Source organism: bacterium, assembly GCA_023135785.1.
Taxonomy (GTDB): domain Bacteria; phylum CAIJMQ01; class CAIJMQ01; order CAIJMQ01; family CAIJMQ01; genus CAZNJA01.
The window spans coordinates 1-18,231 of record JAGLSL010000050.1 but is presented as its reverse complement, the minus strand read 5'-3'; the positions used below and the strand labels follow the sequence as shown (position 1 = coordinate 18,231).

17 protein-coding genes are annotated in these 18,231 nt (G+C 36.8%); 9 read left to right on the top strand and 8 right to left on the bottom strand.

What is annotated here, in order from left to right; all coding sequences use genetic code 11:
- Positions 1-68 precede the first annotated feature (68 nt).
- The 6 genes from rpiB (at position 69) to KAS42_04220 (ending at position 7,799) form a co-directional block, all read left to right on the top strand.
- Positions 69-527, top strand: coding sequence for a ribose 5-phosphate isomerase B (rpiB, locus tag KAS42_04245; GenBank protein ID MCK4905434.1), 459 nt, complete (start codon positions 69-71; stop codon positions 525-527).
- 131 nt (positions 528-658) lie between these two features.
- Positions 659-1,534 carry a branched-chain-amino-acid transaminase gene (gene ilvE, locus KAS42_04240; GenBank protein ID MCK4905433.1) on the top strand — a complete coding sequence of 292 codons (876 nt, stop codon included), beginning with the start codon at positions 659-661 and terminating at the stop codon, positions 1,532-1,534.
- 54 nt (positions 1,535-1,588) lie between these two features.
- On the top strand, positions 1,589-4,171 hold the full coding sequence (locus KAS42_04235) for an ATP-dependent Clp protease ATP-binding subunit (protein ID MCK4905432.1): 2,583 nt from the start codon (positions 1,589-1,591) through the stop codon (positions 4,169-4,171).
- Positions 4,172-4,218: 47 nt separating this feature from the next.
- Positions 4,219-4,944, top strand: coding sequence for a hypothetical protein (locus tag KAS42_04230; GenBank protein ID MCK4905431.1), 726 nt, complete (start codon positions 4,219-4,221; stop codon positions 4,942-4,944).
- Between the two features lie 175 nt (positions 4,945-5,119).
- Positions 5,120-6,553, top strand: a complete 1,434-nt coding sequence (locus KAS42_04225; GenBank protein MCK4905430.1) for a bifunctional folylpolyglutamate synthase/dihydrofolate synthase — start codon at positions 5,120-5,122, stop codon at positions 6,551-6,553.
- 97 nt (positions 6,554-6,650) lie between these two features.
- The gene (locus KAS42_04220; protein ID MCK4905429.1) at positions 6,651-7,799 is read left to right on the top strand and encodes a hypothetical protein; all 1,149 of its coding nucleotides are present in this window, start codon (positions 6,651-6,653) and stop codon (positions 7,797-7,799) included.
- Positions 7,800-7,821: 22 nt separating this feature from the next.
- Here the strand turns inward: KAS42_04220 and KAS42_04215 are convergent, their stop codons facing one another.
- The 7 genes from KAS42_04215 to lnt form a co-directional block, all read right to left on the bottom strand.
- Entirely contained in the window at positions 7,822-8,142 is a 321-nt protein-coding gene (locus KAS42_04215) for a hypothetical protein (GenBank protein MCK4905428.1), read from the bottom strand.
- A gap of 1 nt (position 8,143) precedes the next feature.
- A complete protein-coding gene (locus KAS42_04210; protein ID MCK4905427.1) occupies positions 8,144-8,428 on the bottom strand; it encodes a hypothetical protein in 285 nt (94 codons plus the stop codon).
- A 2-nt stretch (positions 8,429-8,430) separates the two neighbouring features.
- Positions 8,431-8,709 carry a hypothetical protein gene (locus KAS42_04205; protein MCK4905426.1) on the bottom strand — a complete coding sequence of 93 codons (279 nt, stop codon included), beginning with the start codon at positions 8,707-8,709 and terminating at the stop codon, positions 8,431-8,433.
- A gap of 268 nt (positions 8,710-8,977) precedes the next feature.
- Positions 8,978-9,649, bottom strand: coding sequence for a DUF47 domain-containing protein (locus tag KAS42_04200; GenBank protein ID MCK4905425.1), 672 nt, complete (start codon positions 9,647-9,649; stop codon positions 8,978-8,980).
- A 219-nt stretch (positions 9,650-9,868) separates the two neighbouring features.
- Positions 9,869-11,083, bottom strand: coding sequence for an inorganic phosphate transporter (locus KAS42_04195; GenBank protein MCK4905424.1), 1,215 nt, complete (start codon positions 11,081-11,083; stop codon positions 9,869-9,871).
- A gap of 47 nt (positions 11,084-11,130) precedes the next feature.
- On the bottom strand, positions 11,131-11,652 hold the full coding sequence (locus KAS42_04190; protein ID MCK4905423.1) for a hypothetical protein: 522 nt from the start codon (positions 11,650-11,652) through the stop codon (positions 11,131-11,133).
- Positions 11,588-12,754, bottom strand: a complete 1,167-nt coding sequence (gene lnt, locus KAS42_04185) for an apolipoprotein N-acyltransferase (protein MCK4905422.1) — start codon at positions 12,752-12,754, stop codon at positions 11,588-11,590. Before lnt ends, KAS42_04190 begins: the two co-directional genes overlap by 65 nt.
- Positions 12,755-12,992: 238 nt before the next feature.
- On the opposite strand from lnt, the gene KAS42_04180 reads away from it, so the two are divergent.
- Genes KAS42_04180 through KAS42_04170 form a run of 3 tightly spaced genes read left to right on the top strand, consistent with a single transcriptional unit; the run spans position 12,993 to position 16,592 of the window.
- Complete coding sequence (locus tag KAS42_04180; protein ID MCK4905421.1) at positions 12,993-14,054, top strand: DUF4339 domain-containing protein; 1,062 nt, start codon at positions 12,993-12,995, stop codon at positions 14,052-14,054.
- Positions 14,055-14,064: 10 nt separating this feature from the next.
- A complete protein-coding gene (locus KAS42_04175; GenBank protein MCK4905420.1) occupies positions 14,065-15,411 on the top strand; it encodes a hypothetical protein in 1,347 nt (448 codons plus the stop codon).
- A gap of 20 nt (positions 15,412-15,431) precedes the next feature.
- Positions 15,432-16,592, top strand: a complete 1,161-nt coding sequence (locus KAS42_04170; protein MCK4905419.1) for a hypothetical protein — start codon at positions 15,432-15,434, stop codon at positions 16,590-16,592.
- A 28-nt stretch (positions 16,593-16,620) separates the two neighbouring features.
- On the opposite strand, the gene KAS42_04165 is transcribed toward KAS42_04170, so the two are convergent.
- Positions 16,621-18,102 (bottom strand): FAD-binding oxidoreductase, encoded by a 1,482-nt coding sequence (locus tag KAS42_04165; GenBank protein ID MCK4905418.1) that lies wholly within the window; start codon positions 18,100-18,102, stop codon positions 16,621-16,623.
- Positions 18,103-18,231: the final 129 nt, after the last annotated feature.

The window sequence follows — 18,231 nt, the reverse complement described above, 5'->3', positions numbered from 1 at the left end:
CGGGAGTACTGCGGGGAGGGACTTCGCACTATTCTGATTTAATCAGAGTAGTGCTTCGGGAGAAAAAAATGAAAGAAAATATTTCCATAGCTTTGGGAAGTGACCATGCAGGTTTTAAATATAAAGAAGCGATTAAGAAACATTTAGTCCAAAAAGGTATTAAGGTATTTGATTTTGGCACTAATTCGGACCAACCATGCGATTATCCGGATTTTGTCAGACCTGCGGCTGAAGCTGTGGCTAAAGGAGAAGCAAGTTATGGCATTGTGCTTGGTGGTTCGGGTAACGGCGAAGCTATGGTTGCCAATAAAGTCAAGGGTATACGATGCTCTTTATGTTGGAGTGATGATACTGCAAAGTGGGCAAGAAGCCACAATAATGCGAATGTTCTTGCAATTGGCGAGAGGACTATTTCACTTGTTCTGGCGATTCGGATTGTTGACATATGGCTTTCAACTGAATTTGAAGGCGGAAGACATGAAAGAAGGATTAATTTAATAAGCGAAATAGAAAATAAATCTTGTTAGAGGTATAATAAAAAAATTAAGATGCAAATTTTCCAGACTAAAGACAAAAGACCAAAGACTAAAAGATTAAGGTTTCAGGAAGGTCTTCGGTCTATGGTCTTTTGTCTTTAGTCTATAATAAAGGGGTGAATATGGAGCAGAAAATATATTTGAACGGTGAGTTTGTTTCAAGGAAAGATGCAAAGGTTTCCGTTTATGACCACGGTCTTCTTTACGGAGACGGTGTTTTTGAAGGATTAAGAACATATAACGGCAGAATATTCAAACTGCAGGAGCATATGGACAGATTATATAAATCTGCTAAATATATTTGCCTTGATATACCGCTTACAAAAGAAAAATTTGTTGAAGTTGTTATAAAGACAGCGCGTGTTAATGGGCAAAAGGATTGTTATATTAGAGTTGTAGTAACTCGGGGCGAGGGTGATTTGGGGCTTGCTCCCGAAAGGTGTAAAAATGCGACTGTATTTATTATTGTAGATAAGATAAAACTGTATCCTGAGAAACTGTGCAAGGAAGGCATTGAGATAATTACCGTTCCCACACAGCGAAACAGTTCGCAGAATTTAGAACCACAGGTAAAATCCCTGAATTATTTAAACAATATATTGGCCAATATAGAAGCAAAAAATGCCGGTTTTAAAGAAGCGATAATGTTAAATAGAGAAGGATTTGTAACCGAATGTACTGCAGATAATATTTTTATAATTGAAGACGATATTTTAAAAACTCCTTCCACTCATATGGGCGTTCTTGGCGGGATAACAAGAAACATTGTTCTTGAAATTGCAAAAAAAATGTCGATTGAGGCAAAGGAAGAAACAATTTCCAGATATAATTTGTTTGGCGCGCAAGAATGTTTCCTTACTGGGACTGCGGCTGAAATAATTCCCATTATAAAAATTGACGGCAGAACTATAGGTAACGGCAAGATTGGCAGTATCACTAATAAAATCCGCGATGCTTTTAAAAAGTTTGTAGATGCAGACGGGACACCGTATTTATAAAAAGATAACAGAGGGCAGATGACTTTTGATTTTACTTGAACGGAGTGAGGGAAAATGTATAACAGATTTACCGAAAGAGCAAGGAAAGTTTTGGCTTTGGCAAAGGAAGAAGCCCGAAGGCTGAGGCATGACTTTGTAGGCACGGAGCATATCGTTTTAGGAATCCTAAGGGAAGGTTCCGGCGTTGCGTGTGCCGTTTTGCAAAAAATGAATCTGCAATCAGATTTAATTAAAGAAGCGACCGAGGAGATAATGGGTAAAGGACCCAATGTTCTTAATTTAGGAGAGATATCTTTTACGCCAAAAGCCAGAAGGGTTTTGGAATTGGCAATGGAAGAATCAAGGAATCTTGGACATAGTTATGTAGGTACAGAGCATTTACTTCTTGGCATTTTGCGGGAAAAAGAAGGTATAGGCGCACAGATTCTTAGAGATTTAGGTATAAGCATAGAAAAAACAAGAGAAGAAATCGTTCAAATTCAAGGTGGATTTATCTCTTCTGCTACTACTGCTCAAGATCCGAAATTGCCTTTTGGTGGCGGACAAGCATCGGGGGGTGATTCTTTTAATAAAAACAATTCATATCAACAGCAGAAAAAAGCTAAGACCTCTGCTTTAGCAGTTTTTGGCAGGGACATTACACAACTGGCAAGAGAAAACAAATTAGACCCCATTATCGGCAGGAAGAAAGAAATAGAAAGAATTTTGCAAATTTTATGCAGAAGAAAAAAGAATAATCCCGTACTTATTGGAGACGCTGGAGTAGGTAAAACGGCAATCGTAGAAGGGTTGGCGCAGGCAATTGTTCAAGAAAATGTGCCCGAAGCTTTAATGTTTAAAAAGATTATCGCTCTTGATTTGGCTTTAATGGTGGCGGGAACGAAATATCGGGGACAGTTTGAAGAAAGAATAAAGGCGGTCCTCAATGAAATAAGACAGAACAGCAATATAATTATATTTATCGACGAAATACATGCTTTGGTAGGCGCAGGCGCCGCGGAAGGTGCTATTGATGCGTCTAATATATTAAAGCCTGCTCTTGCGGGAGGAGAAATGCAGTGTATTGGCGCCACAACGCCTAACGAATACAGGAAATACATAGAAAAAGACCCTGCATTAGAGAGAAGATTTCAGCAGATTATAGTTCAACCTCCGTCTGTTGCCGAGACCGTAGAAATATTAAAAGGGTTGAAAACAAGATATGAGAGCCACCATAAGGTTATTATTCCTGACGCTTCTATATGGGCGGCATCTCTTTTTGCAGAACGTTATATATCCGAAAGATTTTTACCCGACAAGGCGATAGATGTAATAGATGAAGCTTGTTCAAAAACCAAATTATTCAAAAAGAATCCGAAAAGTATATATCCCGGGCTGGAAAAGAAGCTGTCTTCTATTCAAAAAGATAAAAACGAGGCGGTAAGGTTGCAGGACTTTGAAAAAGCGGCGCAACTTAGGGATAGGGAAAGGGTTCTTAAAGAAGAAATAGAGCTAAAAAGAAGAGTGAGGGTAGAGGTTAAAGATGTGGCTGAAGTCGTATCGAAATGGACGGGAGTTCCCATACAACAGCTTCAGGAAGAAGAGAAGGTTAGGTTGCTTAATATGGAAGAAGAAATACATAAAAGAGTAAGAGGACAAGACGAAGCGATTGTAGCTTTGGCAAAAACGATAAGACGTTCTCGGTCGGGACTTAAAGACCCTATGCGTCCTATCGGAGTATTTGTGTTTCTTGGTCCCACAGGCGTAGGCAAAACCGAGCTTGCCAAAGCATTGGCTGAATTTTTATTTGGAAACGAAGATGCGTTGATAAGACTGGATATGTCTGAATTTATGGAAAAATTTACTGTTTCGCGGCTTGTGGGCGCGCCGCCGGGTTATGTCGGTTATGAAGAAGGCGGTGGGCTGACTGAGAAGATAAGAAGAAAACCCTACTCTGTTGTTTTATTGGATGAAATCGAAAAGGCGCATCCGGACGTATTCAATATCCTATTGCAGGTAATGGAAGACGGAAGATTGACCGACAGCCTGAATCATACGGTGGATTTTAGGAATGTAGTTTTGATAATGACTTCAAATATAGGAAGCGATATGCTGACAAAAGGTTCGAGTTTGGGTTTTCAATCTTCTTCTAACGATACGGCGGACTATCATCAAATGAAAAGTAAACTGACTGATGAATTAAAAAAAACTTTTAAGCCGGAATTTTTAAACAGAGTGGACGAAACTATAGTTTTCCATTCGCTTTCCAAAAACCATTTAAAACAGATTGTAGAGATAATGCTTGAAAAGGTTAAGGTTCGGCTAAAAGAACATAAACTGAATTTAAAGCATACATCTAAAGTCAATGAATTCTTGATTAAAAAAGGTGCCGACAAAACCTACGGCGCGCGACCTTTAAGAAGAGCGATACAGAAATTTATAGAAGACCCGCTTGCAGACAAGATATTAAAAGGCGAAATTTCTTCCGGGGCTAACGTGGAAATTTGCGTAGAGAACAACGAATTGAAATTTATCAGCAAAAATTCTTTAAAGAAAATTACTCGCTTGTCTCGTCAATATTCAAATGACATCAACACAGGAAAACGCACCCAGACTGTTAAACGAAGGTCCGGGAAAAAACCATTAATGACCACATAACCGGCAAGTAACTGCCATCAAAACGTTGGCGGTCTTTTGCTTTAAAAGTGAAAAACCTCATTAAAAATATAATTCTTTTTATATGTTTTATTATATTTTCCACTACTTTAGCGTTATGTCAGCCTGCGAAAAATCCTGCAAATTGGCAGTTTAGTTTGCAGTGGGAAAAGATTGCGTTATCTGAAGTCCCGATTCCGGATACAAGAATAAAAATCATAGACGGATATGCTAATGTATCTTTTTTATTTTATAAGTCCGACTTATCCGATGAAATTCTCTTAAGCGCCGAAGGTAACATAGAGCAGGGTAAGATTTATGTACAGCAATGGGATGAAGAAATTAGTGAAATTAGCGGTGACTTTATTATAAAGGATAACAGGCTAAAGGTAAGCCCTTTAAAGGGTAAATTTAAGAATACTCCTTTTGATGCGGAAGCAATTATAGAACTGGTTTTACCATATCCTTTTGATGCAAAGGTCAAAGCAAAAGGTGTTATGTTGGAGGAATTGTCTTCCTTTTTGCCTTTCTTGAAAGATTACGTTGCACTTAAATCGCCTGCAGAGGCACAGTTTAATGTCCAAGGTGTTTTGCCTGCCGGACCTATAGAATTTGAAGCGATTTTACAGGAATTGATTTTATATTCGGTTCTGATGAGCAATATGAATATTTCTTTTGTTTGGAGCGACAATAAGATTATGTTGAAAAAGTTTTCTGCGGATTTAGGCGAAGGGAAAATTTCAGGAGAAGGGGAGATTATTTTGAAGGGAAAATAAAAATTTCCAATATCTAATTCCTAATTTCCAATGAGTATCCAATCAGAATACCATAATGGCAAAATTTAGAATTTGGAATTTTGTTAGAAATTGGATATTAGTAATTAGAAATTTAGCCTTGTTAGAAATATAGAATTCAGAATTTTTACATTAATTTCCCCTGAAACTCTTTTTTATGAATTATAAACAGGTAGTTACCTGGCTATATGGTTTAGAAGGGCATGGAATAAAATTAGGTCTTTCCAATATCAAAAAACTTCTTGAACATTTTGGGAACCCGCATCTTTCCTATCCCGTCATTTTGATTGCCGGCACAAACGGTAAAGGTTCAGTAGCTTCATTTATTGCCAATATATTGCGTGAATCGGGATTAAAAGTTGGTCTTTATACTTCCCCCCATCTTATAACGATAAGAGAAAGAATTAGCATATTGCAAAATAAAGACCTGCTCGCCTACGGCAAGCAGGCAGGCAAACAAGATATATCAAGGATAGCATTCGCTCAATTTGCAAGTGAATTAAAGAAAGAAATTAAAAAAATATTCGATTGTCCTTCTTTTTTCCGTCCGACTTTTTTTGAAGTATTGACCGCGCTTTCCTTCCTGTATTTTAAAAAAGAAAAAATAGATGCGGCGGTTTACGAAGTTGGTTTGGGCGGACGGCTTGACGCCACAAATGTTACCGAGCCGTTCCTTTCTGTAATAACCGGAATCGGACTTGAACATACAAATTATCTGGGAAAGACCTATTCGTCCATAGCTAAAGAAAAAGGCGGAATTATCCGGCAAAAAACGCCTTTGGTCACGGGCGCCGACGGTGAAGCGCTGGATACTTTGATTGAACTTGCTAAAGCGAAAAAAGCGCCGATTTTTATATGCGGGAAAGATTTTTCGGTTAACCCCGCCCATAGTTTCAAGGAGCAGAATTTTATTATGGGCGGGGTAAAGGAAGAAGATTCGCACCAGCTTTTAAATATTCAGGGAATAAAAGATTTTTATCCGAATGTTTTAATAAATTTAAAAGGCAAATGGCAGCATCTTAATGCAAGTTTAGCTATTGCCGCATCCGAAATTTTATCTAAGCGCTTCCCCATTAAAAAAGAACACATATACAAGGGATTGGAAAAAACTACCTGGCCCGGAAGATTGGAGAGAATCGGCGAACGACCGTCTTTTATTCTTGATGGCGCGCATAATCCGCAGGCGGCAAAAATCTTAAAAGAAGAAATAGTCAAACTGAAATCAACCCGCCTACGCTCTTCAAGCTTCGGCTGTGCGTCGCCAAAGGCTTTGCCAGCGGCGCGCGGGCAAGTAAAAATGATTTTTGGCGTGTTAAAGGACAAAGATAGAGAAGGAATAATGAAAGAAATTTTCCCCTTAGCCGACGAAATAATCTTAGCCAAACCGGATAATAAAAGAGCAGTGCCTTTAAACGTATTGAGAAAAGAAGGCAAAGTTTATAACAAAAATATAACAACAAGCAAAAATCTTGCATCAACGATAAAAGAGCTTAAGAAAAATAAAACGAATCGCGATATTATTCTCGTCTGCGGTTCTTTATATTTGGTAGGCGAAGCAAGGAGTATACTGTTAAAGAAGAAACGAGAATAGATAACAAACAATTTAAAATTAAAAATGTAAAATGCAAAATGACAAAGTAAAAATCAAAATTTTTAAAAACGAAAAAATATAAACTGCTAAATTTATTATGCAAGAAGATATATCAACTCGGAAAATTAGAGAAAAGCTTGATTTTCTCAAAACAAAATTACCAAATCAGCCAACCGCAATAAACAACTTGTACTCTCTGCCAGGCAAATTTGCGTTGGAAGTCATGCAAAGTAATTATTCTCAAGCATCGCTTCAAAAAGTATCAGATCATATAGGATATTATTTAGGTTTATTGAAAAGTGTAAAAATAACTTTTATAGAGGAACTTACAGATAATAGATGGGTGGGTACTAGTGATGGAACACTTGTTGGAGATAAAAATGGATCTCCAGTAAGTGGGTTATATAAGGTTGTTGGTTTTGATAGTAGCGAAATATTATTGATAAAAAAACATAAATATGAACTTGAACATGTACTTGCTATTCTTGCTCACGAATATACTCATAATTATCTTTCTCATTATGGAATAAGAGAAGCAGAGGAATTAGAAAACGAAATACTGACTGAACTTACTACTGCATATTTGGGATTAGGTCATTTGCTTATTGAGGGATATAAACCTATTACTTGGACAAGTGATAATTGGAACTATGTTTTGGCAAGTGGTCACACCACGCATTCCTTATCAATTGGATATGTTACTCCAAATACAATTAGAAAAGCGATAATCATATCAACCGAATTGAGAGGATGGGATCCTAAAGAAGTAGTTCTTAACTTTGCTTCTATTTGGGATAAGATTATTGCCTTTTTTCAACTATGGCCATATAGAAATAAACTTAGAAAGATTGAAAAAGAAAAGACAAAGGTTGCAACTTTTGTTGAAAAAAGAAGAGAGCAAATTAATTCTCTTAAAATAGATATTGATAAAATTCAAGAAAATTACAATCAAATATGTGAACTAATAAAAAGTGTTTCAGCTACTACGAATATATCGCAAATCACAGCTGAGGATGGTAATGTACTGGTTGAAATTACTAATAAAATATCCGTTGGCGAGATAGCATTAGAAATTAAACGTATTTTAGGGGAAATCAGTAATCTACAAGCAACATCTTCTAATAAGGAAGAGATTCTTCTATTAATTAAGCAAGTAGATGAATTGGAAGATATTCTTTCTAAATGGTATAGGTTATTGTGTAAATATAGCAGTAGTGATGTAGCTTCGACTGACAATAACAGATAAAAATTTTTAAGATAAGAAAATATTACCTTCTTTTTTTATATCCTGCATTTCCAGCGTTAGCTGCATCTAAAGGATATACAGTATGGGTTTCTTTTTCAGGAAAATACACAATTCTTAAAGCCTTTTTTTTCCATCGATGTGTTCCTTTTGGATATCGACCTTTTTCTTTTTTAATCCGTCTAATTTTCTTAGGGGTTGGGTGGGAAAAGGGATTTCTACTAACATCGGTTTCGAATTCAAGAATGTATTTCGTGTCTTCTGGATGAGACTCGAAATATTTTAAAAAACTAGAACTTGGACTAGTTACCCCCCATATATTTTCTCTTTTTTGTTTAGTAGGCATATTATTGAATACCCAAGGAATGTTTAAACTCTTTCCAACTTTTGTGTGGAGTTCTTTTTGATTTAATTTCCTTCAAGGCTTTTTTAATTCTTTCTGATGTTCCAGGGTCTTGGTCCAATTCAGCAGTAGCTTCCCATGAATTTAACCAATTATTGAATTGACTAGTATTAATTTTGTTGCAAAAAAAGAAGTTCAGCTTTTTGAATAGGTCCGAAGTAAATAACTCTTTTTCTACTATGTGTTTTTGAATGAATAAAATTTTATTTAACTGAGATTTGGATATCATAATTACTTTTTTAAGCTTTTTTTCATAGCGTTATCATAATTAGATTCAATGACTTTGATAACCTCTTTAACTAAAGAATTTGGAATTGTTACTTTTGCGACTGTTTTTGCTTCAAGTTTGGGTGACGTTCTTATGGGATCAATGTGGCAAAATGTTATATTGCATTCATGAGGTGTAGTTGCAACTGAAACATAATTTGAATAAACTCTACTCAAATTGGGATCATCAGAAATCTCAGGCTTGAGAACTATTCCCTTTTTTCCTTTATTTGAATTTTTCATAACTTCCCTCCTTTTCTATTTTTAAATTATATATTATATATATAAGAGTAGCAAAGCATACATTAGCTTTAACAGACTTCGCTACCCCCTGTCCCCCTGTTACATTTCTTTTCCGAAAACCGAACCCCGATAACCCCCATTTCTCTGTTGTCTTTCGTTACCCGATGATGTTGAAGCTAAATATGAAAATACCGTCGATTTCATAAATTCCAATTTAAAAGATTAACGAAAACCGAAAACCAATAACCAAATACCAATAACCGATTTACTACCTCGCTATCATAGTTCTTACTCTATCGGCGGCATTTTCGGCGTGTTTGGCGATTTGTCCGATGAGGTTGCCCAGTTTCAACAGATGATATATGGATAACGGGTCGATAGGAAGATTAAATGCTTTCTTTGCGAAAACTTTTCCTATCTGGTCATCTTCCCATTCTTTTAAGTGGACTTCTTTGATGGTTTCTTTTATCTGGTCGCGCATTTTATTTGAGCTACTCAAAGAAACTATATCTTTTACGTGTATTATCACTTTTTCAAATGACTCAATGCATTCTATAACTTTATAAAGATGGTTCAATAAATCATCTTTTATTTCCGCAGGAACTTTTGTTTGTCTAAAATGCAACCATACGACTGCATTTTCAGCAAAATCCAGAATTGAATCCTGCTCGTTTAAAAGTCTTAAGAATACGCCTATATCCACCGAAAGAAGAATTTGTTTCGGCATGTGCGCCGTGATATTGCCTTTTATAAGGTCTGCTTCGTGTTCTAACTGGATAACTTTTTGGCTTAATTTTTCGCTTTTCTCAAAATCACCTTCGCAATAAGTTTTTATACAATCTTTTAAAATTGCCATGCCTTCTTTTGTCTTTTGGGCATGTTCTAAAAGTTTATCAAATGGGGAAACTCTTAACATCCCCAACATAGGAATTCTTGGCATAATAATAACCCCCTTTTTACATTTCGGATTTCCCCCGAGAAATCTGAAAGATTTCCGGGACTTTGGTCCTTGAAATTCCATAGAATTTCTAAGGGGGATTGCACCCGCCTGCCAAATCTTGTCGGGCAGGGATTCCGGATTTAAATTCCGAAAGATTGAATCTTTTCTCTCTACAATCCATCCTTTTTATATTTGCTCCAAACCGAACTTTGTTCTGGTTCACGGTTTTAATAACTTCATTAGACCTAAATATACTGGAATAGTCAATAAAGCGGTAACCGGAACTGTAAGAAACCAGGAATAAACTATTTTCTTTAATAATCCCAAATCCAATGTATCTAATCCTTTTGCAAGTCCGATACCGACAACTGCTCCCACAACTGCATGTGTGGTAGATACGGGCATACCTAATTTTGAAGCCAAGAGTACTGTTGTCGCTGCTGAAAAATCTATTGTAAATCCACGCGTATTACTCAATTTAGTAATTTTTTTACCGATTGTTTCCATAACTTTGTGTCCCCAGGTGCTTATACCTAAGGAAATGCCTATCCCGCCAATAGCCAAAAGCCATATAGGGACATCAACTTTTGCACCTATGGCTCCGGTTTTTATTATAGAATAGATTCCGGCAACAGGGCCCATAGCATTAGCCACGTCATTCGCTCCGTTTGAGAGAGCCATATAAGCTGAAGTCATGATTTGGAGTCTTCTAAAAATACTTTCTACTTTGCCGACTTTCTGCGTGAATCTTCTTATCCATAACCAATAGAAAAAAATGGTTACTATAGCGACAAATACAACAATGAAGAATTTGCCTTGCAACATATCGCCTAGAGAAGTTCTGAACATGAGGGCAACTAATATGATAGTAACTGTAATAGTTATAATAAATGGAGATATTATTATGGCTGCTCTTTTTCTGCTTTTTGCTTTAAAAATAAATTTCACTATAAATTTGAAAATCAAAAAAGCCATTACTCCGGACAATATAGGTGAGGTTACCCAAGATAACGCAACGCCTCCGAATTTTGCCCAGTTAACGGCATCTACACCTCCGCAAATCAAGCCAAACCCTATTAGCGCGCCGACAATAGAATGAGTGGTAGATATGGGCCAGGATTTCCATGTTGCAAAGGTAATCCATACACCTGCGGCAAAAAGCGCGGAGATAAATCCGATTATTGCTATTTGGGGGTCCTTTATAAAAGCAGGATCCACAATCCCTTTTCTTATAGTATCTGTTACATGGGAGCCGATAAATGTCGCGCCGACCATTGTAAGTACAGACGCTATTACTATTGCCTGTTTATATGTGATAGCTTTTGCGCCTACGGCTGAAGCCATCGAATTGGCGACATCATTTGCGCCGATATTCCAGGCAACATACAATCCCATTAAAAGACCGCTAACGAGGAGAATAAAAGATATATCCATTTTTTCGAGGAGTAGTTTGAATTTTAAAACATTTTATCACAAGAGATTTATAATTTCTTAATATTCTTTTTTACAAGAATAATTAACAAAACAACCAGATAAAGGGCATTAAGATATGCAAATAAATCCCCAAATCGTGTATAGAAAGTTTTGGTGTAAGAAGGACTAATCCCGTTAGAAGTCTGCACCAAAGGTGCAGTAATTGCCTTTGACAACTTACTTCTAACGGGACTAATATGATTAGTTGCAAACCCCTTTACTCCAACTGCTTTTCCGTTCTCATTCAATGTTTCGATAGGTCTTCCGTATGAATCTATAAATCCGCTTATCCCGTTATTTGCTGCTCTGATTAATGGTCTTCTGTTTTCTACGGCTCTAAATACGGAATGCGTAAAGTGTTGCCATAAAGCGGATGATTCCCTGAAGTGAGCGTCGTTTGTAATGACCACCAGAAAGTTAGCGCCTTTATTAGTAAATCTTCTTGCTAAATCCGGGAACAAATCCTCAAAACATATTAGAACACCAAACTGATTGGTAATTGGTAATTGTGAAGATTGTGTATTCTTCACCTTTACTGAAATTGCCTATTTGTGGAAAAACATCACTCAAGAAAAATAAGAATTTTTTAATCGGGATATATTCTGCGAAAGGGACAAGATGGATTTTATTATAAATTTGATCTATTTTTCCATCAGGCATAATAAGCAATGCCGAATTATAATCTCTGTCGCTTTTCCGATTCACTGCTCCCATCAACAGTGGTGTGTTTGAGTAGTCGGTTAGGCTTTGTACTTTTTGAAATAAGGGACTGTGGATATCAACATAATCCGGGTAGGATGTTTCGGGCCAGACAATAAGAGAAATCCCTTTTTCTATGCTTGCATAAATACTTAATTCGGCATAAATATTTACGATATTTTCCGCGTATTCTTCGTCCCATTTTATATCCTGCGCAATGTTCCCCTGAACGACGGAAACTTTAATCTTTCTGCATTCGCATTCTTCGTCTAAAGGTGGCACATATCCCCATATACTTATAGCTGTTATTATTAATAAAGCCAACAGTAAATTTGTTGCCTGCTTTTTCGTTTTTAAAAAAACGAAATCCGCAATTGCCGCATTGAACATAACAATCATAAACGAAACGCCGTAAACACCGGTAATGGAAGAAACTTGTATTAAAGCAATATTTTGCCATTGCGAATAACCCAACAAAGACCAGGGGAAACTTACGAACAGGTAAGTTCTTGCCAGCTCGAAAACAACCCAAAGGGGCGGGGCGATAAAGACCAGAGGATACTCTGTTTTTTCTGTTAAAAGTTTAAGAAACAAGCCGAAAAATCCAAGAAATAATGCGAGGTAAATAACCAAAAGGCAGTAACCTAGAAAAGTTACATAAACCAGCCACCAGATATGATATGCCCAAAAAACCAGTCCGGCTAAGTAGTAAAAAGTAAATATTTTTCTTGGCGATGATTCTTTTCCGTTTGACGGAATTTTTTGGGAAGGTTCTTCAAAGAAAATACGGCGGGCAGGCAAAAGAGAGAATAGAGGTATTAGAGCGAACCACGCTAGAAACGAAAGATTAAAAGGAGTAAAAGAAAATATTAAAAGAATAGCGGAGAATGTTGATAAAACAGCGGGAATCACATCGTTTTTCAATTTTAACATTAGTTTATCCTCATATAAATATGTCGGAGGTGAGGACGGGTTATTATAACATCAATAGCATTTTTGCTGAAAAAGTATTATATTTACATAATAAATTCGAAAAACGAGCATGGAAATACGGTGGATATACAATAGAAATACGTAGTAAGAAACAATTTATTTCCATGTATTTCTTAAAAATATTGTAGTTGCCGATTTATCGGCGAGGTTTTCATTTAATTTTAAAAGAGAGGTATTTATGGGATGGCAAATAAAAACGAAAACTGGCGCGCTTTACGGTCCTGTCGATTCTGAAGTCTTACAACAATGGATTCAGCAAAAAAAAATCCTAGAGGAAGATTTTGTTTGGATGGAAGATACGAAAGAGTGGGTGATTATAAAATCAGTTTCGCAATTGCAGGACTTGTTTAAAGAAAAGAAAATTACTCCGGCAAATAAGAAGAGGGTTCCCAAGGTTAATATTCCAACGTCCAAAGATTTATCCGAAACTCTTTATGATGATAAAAGCACGCTTACTGCTCAACTCATAGCCGATGCCTGGCGGGCTATGCTTACCAAAGGGATTTGGTCTATCATAGGCGCGATTTTCCTGACGGTAATAGTGGCTACGGCGGGGTCTATGCTTTTAATGGGGATTATTCGGAATTTCCCAGTCAATATCATCATAAGCAATTTGATAACAAACTTTATTTGGTACCTTATTGTTGCCGCTTTAACTTTAGGATGGTCGGCATATTCTTTGAGAATAGCCCGTAAAGAAGAAGTTAATGTCGGCTCGATTTTTGAAGGATTTAAAGGACAATATATCTGGCGCGCTCTTGGAGGCTATTTATTGATAGCTTTATTGACTGCTCTTGCAAGTTTTGTTTCTTTTGGAATTTGGGGATTTTATCTTACCTTTGCATATCTTCTTACCTACTTCTTCATTTTTGATGAAAACAAGGGGCCTTGGGAAGGGATGAAAGCAAGTTACGATATTACCAAGGGCTACAAGTGGAGAATTCTGGCGGTTCAGACGGTATGCGTGCTTTTTGGAATACTCTTTCTGGGTATCGGTTTTATTGTAACTATGCCTCTTGCAAATATAGCAATTGCATCTCTTTATTATCGTATCCGAACAGACCGCATATCTGAAAAACATTTACAAACAAGTCTTGGTGAATACTTAATAGTTTTAATTCCTTTTATACTTATAATTGTTTTTATTATTTTAATGTTTTCAAGCGTTCTTGTTAAACAAGCACCTTTAATATTACCGCAGATTCAGCGCATTTTTAAGAACTTACCTGTAAAAATCTAAAGGAGGAATAATGGATATTAAAAAATGGAAGGTAAAGACAAAAGACGGAAATATTTATGGCCCCGCAGATACGGAAACCATTAAGGGGTGGATTAAAGAAAATAGGATTTCCATAGAAGATGATGTGTCTCCTGCAGATATGGAAGAATGGAAAAAACCTGCTGAAATAAATGAATTTGCCACAGCTTCTGCCATTCCTGCGACTGAAGTAAAAACAGATTTTTCACTCCCTCCGGCGCAAGCAAGAACATTAACCACGCAGGTTGTCAATGATGGGTGGGAAACGCTTAAGGCGAACCTTTGGCCTATTGTTGGGACTTCAGCGCTTTATTTAATTATCAGTATTTTAATTAGCAGTCTACCTCTTATAGGTGTAATTGCAGCCCATTTAATAGCTGGCCCTTTGGTTGTTGGATGGAGTTGGTACTGCTTATGCAAGATAAGAAAACAGGAAATAAGCCCTGTTGCTCTTTTTGATGGATTTAAGATTTTCCTTCCGGCTCTTGGAGCTTATTTGTTGATAACTATCCTTACAGGTTTGGGTTATATAGCTTTGATAGTTCCCGGGATTATCCTTGTTTCTGCGTATTCCTTGGCTTATTTTTTCATGGTAGATAAGAACATGGGACCTTGGCAGGCGATGAAAGCAAGTTTTGATATAACCAAAGGTTATAGATGGAGAGTTCTTGCTGTTATGGCGCTGTGCAACCTTATAAATATTTTAGGATTGTTATGTTTAGGAGTCGGGATTTTTGTTACAGCACCTCTTACTATTCTTGCGCTTGCGGCTCTTTACCAGAGATTAAGCGCTGGCAATATTCATGAATATCAGAAACAAACTAATGTTAAAGAGATTCTTTTAGGAGTAATACTTCCTGTAGTGGTAATTATAGGTATGCTGGTGATCATGATGCCTGCATTGAGTAAAGCAAGAGATGTTGCAGGACAGGCAGTATCTGCTTCTAATATGAAACAAATCGGCATAGCACTACAAATGCATGCAAACGATTACGATGACGAATTCCCTCCGACACTTCAACATCTCTATCCTCAATATATTAATACTTCATCTGTGTTTTGGTGTCCAACAGATAAGGACTCAAGCCCAACTGATATTAATAATAATGAAGTGGATGGGAGAAATAGCGCTCGTATCAGCTACCAATATAATTCGGGACATAGTATTTCAGAAAGCCCTTCCATACCGTTAGTTTGGGATAATGGATGCGGCGGTTCTCTGGATAATCACAAAAAAGGCGGGAATGTTTTATATTTGGATGGACATGTAGAATGGGTGCCTTGCGAAGAATGGGAAAATCCCACTCATGGCGAAACTTCGTATCCCGGAAAACCTTAACATAATAGGAAGATAATAAAATGAATGAAGAATTAGGACTGATTCTTATAACTGAGAAATCATTAAACCGTTCAATAACGGGACATATAATAAAAGATATTTTTTCGCGTGGGGTAAAGCCGTTAGAACTTCTTGAAGCAAGAATGTATGCTCCGAGCGAAAAACTGATTCAGGAATATATTAAGTTGATTGTTGACGAGCCGTTTAAAGATTATCTTAAAAGAGAATACATAGATAAAAACAAAGGTCCTTCCCACTTATGCCCTTCAGGCTTTAGCGGGCAAGTAAGAAAAAGAATGATGCTTTTACTTTTTAAAGGCGAAGACGCAATCTCACAGATAAGGGGAATTGTGGGGCATATAAGTAAGAGGATTGACGGGACCCTGCGCAATTCTTTTGCAGAATTTATAGAGGACAAAGAAGATAAAATTATAGGTTTTAGTGAGCCGGTTGTGATAATTGTTCCCGAAGCAAAATGCGCAAAGAATGTTATAAATCTGTGGGCTGAATATAGCCAGTCGGACGCAGGTTTACTGGATAATTTAATAGATTGGGGAAAAATCCTTTCAGGATGGGACGTTCAGGAATATGAAACATTAAAATACAGAGATGGCATTACTTCCACATTCAAAGAAATGCTTGAGAATGTTCAGAAGACTCTGGTTCTTATTAAACCCGACAATATCTATACAAAATCTCACAGAGTTGGCGCGATAATCGATGCGTTGGCAGGACCCGGTTTAAAAATGATAGGTGTTAAAGCGGTGAATATGTCTGTAAATCAGGCGCTTGAATTTTACCAACCGATAAAAGGAAATTTGATAAAAAAACTCGGAGAAGAAAAAGGGTCGTCTGAATTTGCAAAGATTATCAAGTTTATGGCGGGGAATGATATACATGAAATAAAACAGGATGTAGAAGGTAAAACATCTGTCAGCAAAAAGAACCAGTGTTTGGCTTTGGTTTATCAGGGACCCTTTGCGGTTAGCAGAATAAGAAAAAAAGTCGGAGCGACAAATCCGCTTGAAGCGGAACCCGGCACCATAAGAAGAGAATTTGGGCATGACATAATGAAAAACGGAGTACATGCTTCTGATTCACCTGAAAGCGCAGAGAGAGAATTAAAAATTATTGATATTCAGGGAACGTCTCTTCAGGATATAGTGAAAAAAGCATTTTAATAATATGTTTTCACGGTGAACTTATATTTTAATCTTGCAATAATTCTTTAGGGAAGATATTGTCCAATCCGAACAAGCAGAATGGGTCTATTGTTTTTTTCACTCTAACCATCTCCATAATACCTTCTCTGCCGTACATCATCTCAAGGTATTTATGTTTGAGTTTGCCTATGCCGTGTTCTGCGGAAACAGTCCCGTTTTCCTGCACCGCTTTTTTTACCGCTTTGATGTAAGAGGCAATTGCTCGCTCTTTTTCCTGCTCGTTTTTTGGGAAGAAATTAAAATGCAGGTGGTTTTCGCCTATATGTCCGAACATAACATATTCAACTTTTGTTGTTTTCGCCATTTCGCGATAGAAATAAAATAATTCTGGGAAATAATTTTCAGGCACGGCAATGTCAAGGGAAACCTTTGTTTGTTTTATTTCTCTGAAATATTCGTTTATAAGCTCGGGAAGTTTATGCCTGAAATCGATTAGTTTATTATAATCACGCGCATTTTCGCCGAGCCAGGTATCTACAACGGAATATTTTTCTAATATCTCAAGCCATATATCCATTCCTTTCTTTTCCTGTTCTATATATAAGGCACTTTGGCAGGAAGGGATATTTGGAAAAGCTTGCCCGCCAGAGTTTTTTAGGTGGGCTTTTTTCAGGATTCCCAAACTATTTGCGTCAAAATATTCTATTGAGTAAATATTTAGTTTTTTATTGTTTTTTATGTTGTTAATGAGCGCTAAAGTTTTTTTATCCTCATCAAGAAAAATAATCATAATACTGCGAGCAGGCAAAGCGGGTATAAGTTTTAGTTCGACTTCTGTGATAATACCCAAAGTTCCTTCTGAGCTGATGAACAAATCAATTAAATCCATCCCTGGTTTCGCAAAATAGCCAGCGGCATTTTTAATATTGGGGCTTCTATATGCGGGTATTTTTACTTTAAAAAACGGCGAAGTAATTACACCGTTTTCGTCAGCGATATATTCTCCTCTTCTTATGTCTAAAATATTTTCTGTTGATAGGGCAACTCTTATTCTTTCGACATATTTTCTTGTTGCGCCGAATCTGTAACTATATTCACCCGAAGCATTTGTTGCCACATTACTTCCGATAAAAGCCATCCTTTCGGTTGGAAACGGAGGATAAAATAATTTTTTACTGTCTAAATCTTTTAAGAAATCGTCTAAGATAACGCCTGCTTGCAAAACCGCTTGCCCCGCAAGAGAATTTTTCTCAATCGGGGCTTTAGATTTTTTTTTATCAATTGAAATAATACTGTTCATTTTCTCAAGCGATATGATAGCGCCGCCTACTGGAATCCTTCCGCCTGTTGTTCCTGTCCCTGCCCCCGATGCTGTAAGAGGCGTATTATTTATTCTTGCTTCCTTTATTGTTTGTAAAACTTCCGCCTCATTTTTGGGGATATAGACTGCATCCGCATTGCCGAACTTCAAATTGGATGTGTCTTCCAAATAACTTATAATCTGGTCAGCTTCTTTTTTTATAATCATATTAAGTTGTTATTATAATAAACTCAATTTAAAATTGATATAATTACAAATATTAAGGAGAAAATTAAAATGCCCAGGATTGGAATTATTGGCGGAAGCGGTCTTTACGATATTGAAGGATTAAAAAAT